Annotated in this window: 5 protein-coding genes; all 5 read left to right on the top strand. The window is 37.8% G+C overall.

Going from position 1 to position 8,761, the window contains the following annotated elements; genetic code table 11:
- Window positions 1-338 precede the first annotated feature (338 nt).
- Window positions 339-701, top strand: a complete 363-nt coding sequence (locus GNF10_RS17015) for a response regulator transcription factor (protein WP_185580857.1) — start codon at window positions 339-341, stop codon at window positions 699-701.
- Window positions 702-829: 128 nt separating this feature from the next.
- Window positions 830-1,303 (top strand): chemotaxis protein CheW, encoded by a 474-nt coding sequence (locus GNF10_RS17010; RefSeq protein WP_185580856.1) that lies wholly within the window; start codon window positions 830-832, stop codon window positions 1,301-1,303.
- Between the two features lie 126 nt (window positions 1,304-1,429).
- Window positions 1,430-4,738, top strand: coding sequence for a GAF domain-containing protein (locus GNF10_RS17005; RefSeq protein ID WP_185580855.1), 3,309 nt, complete (start codon window positions 1,430-1,432; stop codon window positions 4,736-4,738).
- Window positions 4,739-4,879: 141 nt separating this feature from the next.
- Window positions 4,880-5,092: a four helix bundle protein gene (locus GNF10_RS38615; RefSeq protein WP_260445856.1), complete on the top strand. Its 213-nt coding sequence runs from the start codon at window positions 4,880-4,882 to the stop codon at window positions 5,090-5,092.
- A 26-nt stretch (window positions 5,093-5,118) separates the two neighbouring features.
- Window positions 5,119-8,748 carry a hybrid sensor histidine kinase/response regulator gene (locus tag GNF10_RS16995; RefSeq protein WP_185580854.1) on the top strand — a complete coding sequence of 1,210 codons (3,630 nt, stop codon included), beginning with the start codon at window positions 5,119-5,121 and terminating at the stop codon, window positions 8,746-8,748.
- Window positions 8,749-8,761 lie beyond the last annotated feature (13 nt).

The following is an 8,761-nucleotide window of genomic DNA, read 5'->3' as shown; positions in this document are numbered from 1 at the left end:
ATATTAAATTCTGTCCGTTACGTACTTTTTCTGAGGTTAATAGATAAAGATTGAATCAAAATTAGACAAATACAATTTTTTGTATTTATAGCAGTCCTATTTGAGTTGTGAAATATTGATTATGACAAAGAGGTTAGGGCCAGTCTCTAGTCCTTTCTATGTCAGGAATTACACATTTAAAACCTACAACCTCGTTGGCGCACTCCCACTAGCTCCCTTTTTTAAGGGGATTGGGGAATCTTTTGTGCGTAATTCCTGCATGTCTTTGTTCATGAATCACTTAGGATTTGTATATCTAATTTGTCTACATTCTTAAAATTTTTTAAAGGGTAATTATCATGAATACTGTTTTAGTTGTTGAAGATGGCTTAACAGATATGGAAATAATCAGCCGTTACTTGCAACAGGCAGGTTATTCTGTAATTAGCGCCACCAGCAGCGAAGAAGCTCAAGACAAAATAGATAAAAACAAGCCAGACCTCATATTTCTCGATGTAATTTTACCAGGAAAAAGTGGCTTTGAAATTTGCCGAGAACTAAAAAATAACCCAGAAACTAGCAAAATACCTGTGGTTTTTTGCTCTACCAAAAATAGTGATGTAGATAAAATTTGGGGTAATATGTTGGGCGCTGATGGTTATCTATCAAAACCGATTGATAGAGAAGAACTAGTGGTAATTTTAAAGCGATTAATTCATTAATTAGTAAAAAGGCAATAAATTAACGAACATTAAAAGTCACTATTTCTAATATATAAGCTCTGCAAGATCGAATAATAAAGGCAAATAGTGGCTAGATATAAACAATCAAGAACAAAGGATAAATAACTTTGGAAACCAAGGAAAAGTTTTTAAGTTTTAATTTGGGAGTGAAAGATACAGCTGTCATTCCTTTACAACACATCACAGAAGTTTTGCAAGTATCATTACCTGAAATATGTAGTGTTCCACAGATGTCCAGTAGCATTTTGGGCATTTATAACTGGCGTGGTGAGATGCTTTGGTTAGTAGATTTAGAGGCAATGTTAGGTTATCCTCCAATTTCACAAGGAGCAAATTTAATTTCAATAATGATGGCGATTGTTCTGGAAAACAATGGTAAGTATTTAGGACTATTGGTGAAACAGCTTATAGATATTGAATGGCTGGATATTCAACAAATGAAACCCCCAAGCCCCGAACTATTCTATCCTAAAATATCACCTTTTTTACAGGGATACTTTATTAATGATTCCGAAGATATGATTTTTAATTTGGATGCGATTACGATCATCCAATCTCCCATCTGGAAGATTCATAATTAAAAATTTTAAATAGATGATCGGGGATAAGTTTTGGACAATTTCTAATTTTTAATAAGCAAATAATAGTCCATCCTTACCTGCCAACTATCCACTTATTTATCCATAACAAACTTTGAGGTTAATCAAATGACATTTTTGTATAGCAACAGCCATGAAAATGAGCATCTAATATCTGAAGTAGAAAATTTGAATGGGAACGCTAATATAGCGAATATTGCTAGTAATGAAATATCTTTATTAAATGCCATTGCTCAGGAATTTAAAACTTGGCGGCGACAGTTGCAAGACATTGCAACTCATCTGCGCCAAGCTCCAGATATTGATACACTGCTCAAAATTACTGTAGCGCAAATTAGAGAAAAAATTGGCTGTGATCGCGCCTTAATTTATCAGTTCACTTCCCTTGATTCAGGTAATGTTATAGCGGAATCTCGAACATTAGGTTGGACACCGACTCTAGGCGAAAATATTCCTGGAATTATTTTTGGTTTATATACCAACCAAGACTATATCGAACCTGTAGTTATTGATGATATCAATCAGATTCAACTTACCCCTTATCAAAAGCAACTACTAGATAAATTTCAAATCAAAGCTAGTTTGAGTTTACCGATAGTAGTAGAAGGTAAAGTATGGGGATTGCTGGCAGTAAATAATTGCTATTCAACGCGGCAGTGGCAAGAAATAGAAATTAGTCTGCTATCTCAAGTTACAACAGAACTGCTCTACAAATTACAGAGTTTTGAATTCAAAAGAGAAGAACAACAGCGAATACTAGCAAAAAAATCGGTAGCTAAAGTCATCGACAAAATTCTGCGGGCATCAAATGTCGATAAGATTTTTCAAACAACCACTCAAGAAGTACGTCAATTACTAAAATGCGATCGCGTCGGTGTCTATCGCTTTAAACCTGACTGGAGTGGCGAGTTTGTCGCTGAGTCAGTTGGTAATGGCTGGATAAAGATGGTCAGCCCTGATTTTTATATGGTCTGGGAAGATAGCCACTTGCAAGACACCCAGGGAGGACGTTATGCCAAGGGTGAAAGCTTTGTCGTCAAAGACATCTATAAAATGGGTCATGCTCAATGCCACATTGAGATTTTAGAGCAGTATGAAATGAAGGCTTACATTATTGCACCTATATTTTCTGGAGAGAAATTATGGGGCTTGCTGGCAGCTTATCAAAATTCTGGGCCTCGTGATTGGCAACCTTGGGAAGAAAGCTTTGTAACCCAAATTGGACTGCAATTTGGTGTGGCTATCTCGCAAGGCGAATATCTCGAACAAATGCATAAGAAATCTGAACAACTAGCTCAAATAGTTGAACAAGAAAAAGCTTTTACTAAGATAGTAGGACGCATCCGGCAATCTTTAGATGTAGATAGTATCTTCAAAACAACTACTCAAGAAGTGCGTCAATCATTACGATGCGATCGCGTCGCCGTCTATCGCTTTAACCCTGAGTGGGGCGGTGAATTTGTGGCTGAGTCTGTGGGTACTGGTTGGACAAAACTGGTAGGCCCTGATATTAAAACCGTTTTAGACGATACTTACTTGCAAGATACTAAGGGAGGTAGGTATGTCAAAGGTGAAAACTTTATTGTTAACGATATCTATGAAGTAGGGCTTGCTCCCTGCCATATTGAGATTTTAGAGCAGTTTGAAGCCAGAGCTTACATAATTGTTCCTATATTCTTTGGGGATAAATTGTGGGGTTTGCTGGCAGCTTATCAAAATTCTAGCCCCCGTGAATGGCAAACCTGGGAAGTGACCTTTTTGGTTCAGACTAGCTTGCAATTTAGCCTAGCTAAATCACAGATAGATTATTTTGAATTAGTGCGGTTGAAATCTGATAAACTAGCTCAGATAGCAGAACAAGAAAAAGCTGTCACCAAGATCAGTAACCGCATCCGGCAGTCTTTAGATGTAGAAGAAATCTTCAAAACAACCACTCAAGAAGTCAGGCAATTACTGCGATGCGATCGCGTCGCCGTCTATCGATTCAACCCTAATTGGACAGGCGAATTTGTAGCGGAATCAGTAGGCCATAATTGGGTAAAACTGGTAGGCCCCGATATCAAAACCGTCTGGGAAGATACCCACTTGCAAGAAACTCAGGGAGGTCGATATAGCCAAGATGAAAACTTTGTTGTAAATGACATCTATCAGGTAGGTCATTCTCCTTGCCACATTGAAATTTTAGAGCAATTTGAAGTCAAAGCTTATGTAATTGTTCCTGTATTTGCTGGGGAGCAATTGTGGGGATTGCTAGCAGCTTACCAAAATTCTGGAACTCGTGATTGGGAAGAATCAGAAGTCACGTTGTTAGCACGCATTGGGAACCAGTTAGGACTGGCATTACAACATACCGAATATTTGCAGCAGGTACAAGCACAGTCAGCAAAATTAGCAGAAGCAGCAGCACGAGAAAAGGCAGCCAAGGAGTTACTACAACAACGATCTATTCAACTCTTAACAGCCCTTAGACCCGCCCTTAACGGTGACTTAACAGTACGCGCACCTATTACAGAAGACGAACTAGGCACGATCGCTGATGCTTACAATAATACCCTGCAAGCGCTGCGGCAAATAGTTCTTCAAGTACAAGGGGCTGCTCAACAAGTTGCTCAAACTTCTACCAAAAGCGAAGCTTCACTGGCGGGATTGACTAATCTGGCACAACAACAATCTGAGGAAATTACCGCAGCATTAGGCGAAATTCAACAGATGGTGGACTCTACTCAAGCTGTGGTGGCGAATGCCGAATTAGTGCAAGTTGCGGTGCAACAAGCCAATGAAACTGTAGAGTCTGGCGATACAGCGATGAATCTGACTGTACAAGCAATCCAAGGAATTCGTGAAACCGTTGCTCAAACCAGCAAAAAGATTAAACGCCTCAGTGAATCTTCGCAAAAAATCTCCAAAGTGGTGAATTTGATTGGTAATTTTGCCACACAGACAAACGTACTGGCTCTGAATGCGGCTATTGAAGCTACCCGTGCCGGTGAATATGGCAAAGGCTTCGCAGTTGTAGCCGATGAAGTCCGTTCTTTATCTCGCCAGTCAGCAGCAGCAACCATCGAAATAGAAAAATTAGTCCAGGATATTCAAGCAGAAACCGGAGAAGTTGCAGTAGCAATGGAAATTGGTATTCAGCAGGTAGTAGAAGGCACAAATCTTGTCAGTGACACTCGCCAAAACTTGAATGCGATCGTTTCTGCAACTGCCGAAATTAGTCAGCTAATTGAGCGGATTACCGCAGCGACTCAAAAACAAATGACCCAATCTGTAACAGTCACAAAATCAATGCAAGATGTAGCAGAAATTGCTAATAAAACTTTTGCTGAATCTCAAGAAATTGCGACTGTGTTTCAAGATTTATCAGGGATGGCGCAAGAGCTATTAACAACTGCTAGCAAGTTTAAAGTCAAATAGATTTTAGATTTTAGATTTTGGATTATGAATGAGGAAGATTTTAAGCGGGGAATAAAGCAGCTAGCATTGCGAGTAATCCGCTTAGTAGAAGCCCTTTGACAGAGCTGAACGGCAGAGCAGATAATCCGTTCAGCAACATCTATGGGAGCTAACGATCGGTCAGCTTGTCGTGGGAAGTCAACCGCGGATGTCATTGCTAAACTCAGCTTGGTAGAGGAAGAAACCGATGAAAGTCTTTATTGGATGGAACTTATTGTTGAGGTTGGTTTATTACCGCTAGAAAAAGTGAGCAATTTGATGTCAGTAAACACTGAAATTCTGACATCAAATTGCATCAATCAAAATTTTACGTAACAAATCTAAAATTTAAAATCAAAAATATGATTACAGATAACGAAATTCGCGAACAAGGATACATCTACTTTCTAGCTGAAGCTCCAGAATTAGTACAGATTATTGAACAAGAACTATTTAGCTTATCGGAAGGTTATAGCACTGCTAAAGTCCATAATTTAATGCGGGCTACTCATACACTTAAAGGTGGTGCTGCTAATGTTGGGCTAGAAGTTATTAAGATGATAGCCCATTTTTTGGAAGATGTATTTAAAGCTTTATATAACCCAAATGTAGTAATTGATGCTGAACTACAAACACTTTTATTGCAAGCTTATGAGTGTCTTAGCATAGCATTAAATACTGAGCTAATAGGCAGCACTGTGAATGATGGAGAACTACTAAATCGAGCAACTTCAGTGTTTTCACAATTACAAGAAAAGCTAGGTGATGCGTTTGGTGATGAGGCTCATATTCCCACTTCTGAAGAATTGGGATTTGATATTGTCCAGTCAGTTTTTGAGGTGGGAGTAGAGCAACGTCTAAACAGTATTGCTGAAGCTGTTAACAATCCACCAAATAATAACGAATTTATTGAATTATTACAGTCTCAAGCTGAGGTATTTTTCGGTTTAGCGGAATCTCTAAATTTGCCTGGATTGGGAGAAATTTCTCAAACAATTCTATCAGCGCTGCAAGCAAATCCCACTCAGGTACAGCAAATCGCTGAAATTGCCCTTGCAGATTTACAACAAGCACAAAAGTTGGTATTAGAAGGCGATCGCACATCTGGTGGAGAAACTTCTCTAGCTTTGCGAAAACTCACGCTAGTCGCAAATAATGAGTTATCTGAAAAATTACGAAATAATTCATCTGCTGAAATCTTTGTTATCAATGAAGAACAATTTTATCAGTTTCTTACTACATCGGATAATAATAAAAATGAATCTGTAAATCCAACAACTGCCAAGTTTTATCTAAAAGTAATTCGCTACATTTTGGGTTGGTTTAATCACGAGATAGAAATACCAGAAGCAGAGCTTAATTTAGATTTACTTGTTCCCAGGTTAGGAAGAGAAAATCTACTTGATTATATTGAAAATTGGCTGAGAAAGTTTCTTGATTTTGTTCAAAATGAACAAGATAGCCAAAGTCTTTGCATTTATAGACATGGGATAATTTTAATCATCTTATTTGCCGTCACAAAATTTCAGAATTTTGTTAATAAATCTGACGGCTATATCTCAGTCATTAAAATATTACAAAACCGAATTCATAGATTAGCAGAGGAATATAAAAACTATCCTCCTGTTACTACCGAAGAAAAAAATTGGCTTGATATTTCCAAACTGCAAACACTGTTAGTTTTTAAAGAAATATCTAAATCTGTATCTTCTCAAACTACTGATAATTTACTAGAGACAATATGGGGGGGAGAAGTTAGCCAAAACCTGACAGAGCTAGTGGTGACAACTCCAAATGATGATTATTCAGAAAAAGTTGATTCATTAAGTCTAAATGAGCAGGTAGCTATAGGAGTTACTGAAACAGCCATTGAAGTTATGCCTGATTTAGCTACACAGATCAACAAAGAAATAGAAGATAAATCACAGTATGTTCAAACTAAAAACTTTCGTCAACCTTCATTTATTCGAGTAGATACAGAAAGACTGCAACACCTCAATTATTTAGCTGGAGAATTACTGATTTACCAAAAAAGACGTACTTTGCAAGATGAACAAGTTAAAGAAATAATTGATCAATTAATACGGCAAATTACTAGACACCAAAAAACTTTAAATGAATTACGCGATCTCCCATTACAAATACCAAATATTGCCTTACAACAAACGCAAAATTTTGCGGTGAAATTTGACTCATTAGAAATGGATGTATATACAGAATTTCATACAACATTGCATGAAGCAATAGAAGAGATACTGCAACTACAAGAAACCACAGAATCACTTGAATTGCTCGTGACACAAGCTGCTCAAATTAGTGACAAACAAGAGAATTTAACTCTTAATATTATAGAGAGCTTAGTAGAAGCACGAATGTTGCCTTTGGGCAATATCCTAAATCGTTTCCCCCAGATGGTAAATAAGTTGGGGAATGTTTATGCCAAACTTGTAGAATTGAAACTTACTGGTACTGAAGTACTAGTAGATAAAGCGATCGCAGAAAAACTCTACGATCCGTTATTACATTTAGTACGTAATGCTTTTGACCACGGGATTGAAGCTTCACAACTTCGCCGAGAGCTTGGGAAACCAGAAAAAGGATTAATCGAAATCCACGCTTATCACCAGGGTAGCCACACTATTATCGAAGTTCGGGATGATGGTCAGGGATTGAATTTAGACAGAATTCGCACAAAAGCTGCTGAATTATATCCCATACAAACTGAAGAAAAAATTAGAAGCTATGCTTCTAATCTGGCCGAACCTGAACTTTTAGACATGATATTTTCACCTGGATTTTCTACTGCCGGTAAAGTGACTGAAATCTCTGGGCGCGGTATGGGGTTAGATATTGTGCGGACTCAGATGAACGCACTTAATGGCTCAATTTCAGTTCAATCCTTACCCAACCAAGGAACAATATTCATACTCAAAATTCCTTTTTCTATGACTACAGAGAAATTAATGCTAGTTCAAGCCAAAGGTGTTATTTATGCCCTTCTTTCGGACAGTATCGAAAAAATATTGATTCCCTCCGAGCAGCAAATTAAAGAAATTGAAGGTCAAAAAGTCTTGCATTGGAACACAGACAATGATGAGACTATGGTCAGCCTCCGTCACCTTTCAAAATTGATTAATTATAATGATTCATTCTTGAATACTGCTGTTCCATACAACACATCAAATACTGACGACCCAAGCATAGCGAAAAATCCAGTGCTTTTGCTCCGACGAAATCAGGGAATGTTTGCTTTGGAAGTTGACCAAATAATTGGTGAACAAGAACTGGTCATCAGACCTTTAGGAAATGCGATCGCACCGCCAAAATACGTTTATGGTTGTAGTAGTTTACCAAATGGTAATCTCATCTTAGTGATTGATGCTTCATTGCTGGTCAAGTCTAGCGAGATCCAACAAACAACACTTGATATCATGGCGTTACCAGTAGCTTCCCCCTCAAATAAAAAAGCCTTGGCGATATCGGGAGACACTTTTGCATCTACACCATTACTTACTGCATCTACTTCCATAAAAACGATAGAAACTCAACCCAGTTATTCTCAAAAGCCAGATCATAAATTACCAAAAGTTGTTTTAGTAGTAGATGACGCAATTAGTTTGCGCCAAACTATCTCTCTGACTCTACAAAAATCGGGCTATCAAGTAATACAAGCTCAAAATGGTGTAGAAGCTCTAGAAAAGTTGCAGTTACATCCAGAAATTCAAGTTGTCGTCTCCGATTTAGAGATGCCACGAATGAATGGTTTTGAGTTGTTGGGCAATTTCCGTCAATACCCCAAATTAGCAAAAATCCCTGTGGTGATTCTCACTTCTCGCAGCTCTGAAAAGCATCGCCAACTTGCTCAAGAATTGGGTGCAAAAGCTTACTTAACTAAGCCTTATTTAGAAAATGAATTTCTTTCTACAATTAAGGGGTTAATTAACAGTAATGCAGATGATCTAAATGATTTGCTCATGGTGGTAAATCATTAAAAATTCGTAATTC

Source organism: Nostoc sp. UCD121, from assembly GCF_014222285.1.
Taxonomy (GTDB): domain Bacteria; phylum Cyanobacteriota; class Cyanobacteriia; order Cyanobacteriales; family Nostocaceae; genus Nostoc.
The sequence above is the reverse complement of the archived record's forward strand: the minus strand, read 5'-3'. Positions and strand labels throughout refer to the sequence as shown.

Excerpts from the sequence above, each read along its gene's own strand:
- GNF10_RS17015 (WP_185580857.1), top strand. The coding sequence starts at position 339 with ATGAATACTGTTTTAGTTGTTGAAGATGGCTTAACAGATATGGAAATA.
- GNF10_RS17005 (WP_185580855.1), top strand. The coding sequence starts at position 1,430 with ATGACATTTTTGTATAGCAACAGCCATGAAAATGAGCATCTAATATCT.
- GNF10_RS38615 (WP_260445856.1), top strand. The coding sequence starts at position 4,880 with ATGGGAGCTAACGATCGGTCAGCTTGTCGTGGGAAGTCAACCGCGGAT.
- GNF10_RS16995 (WP_185580854.1), top strand. The coding sequence starts at position 5,119 with ATGATTACAGATAACGAAATTCGCGAACAAGGATACATCTACTTTCTA.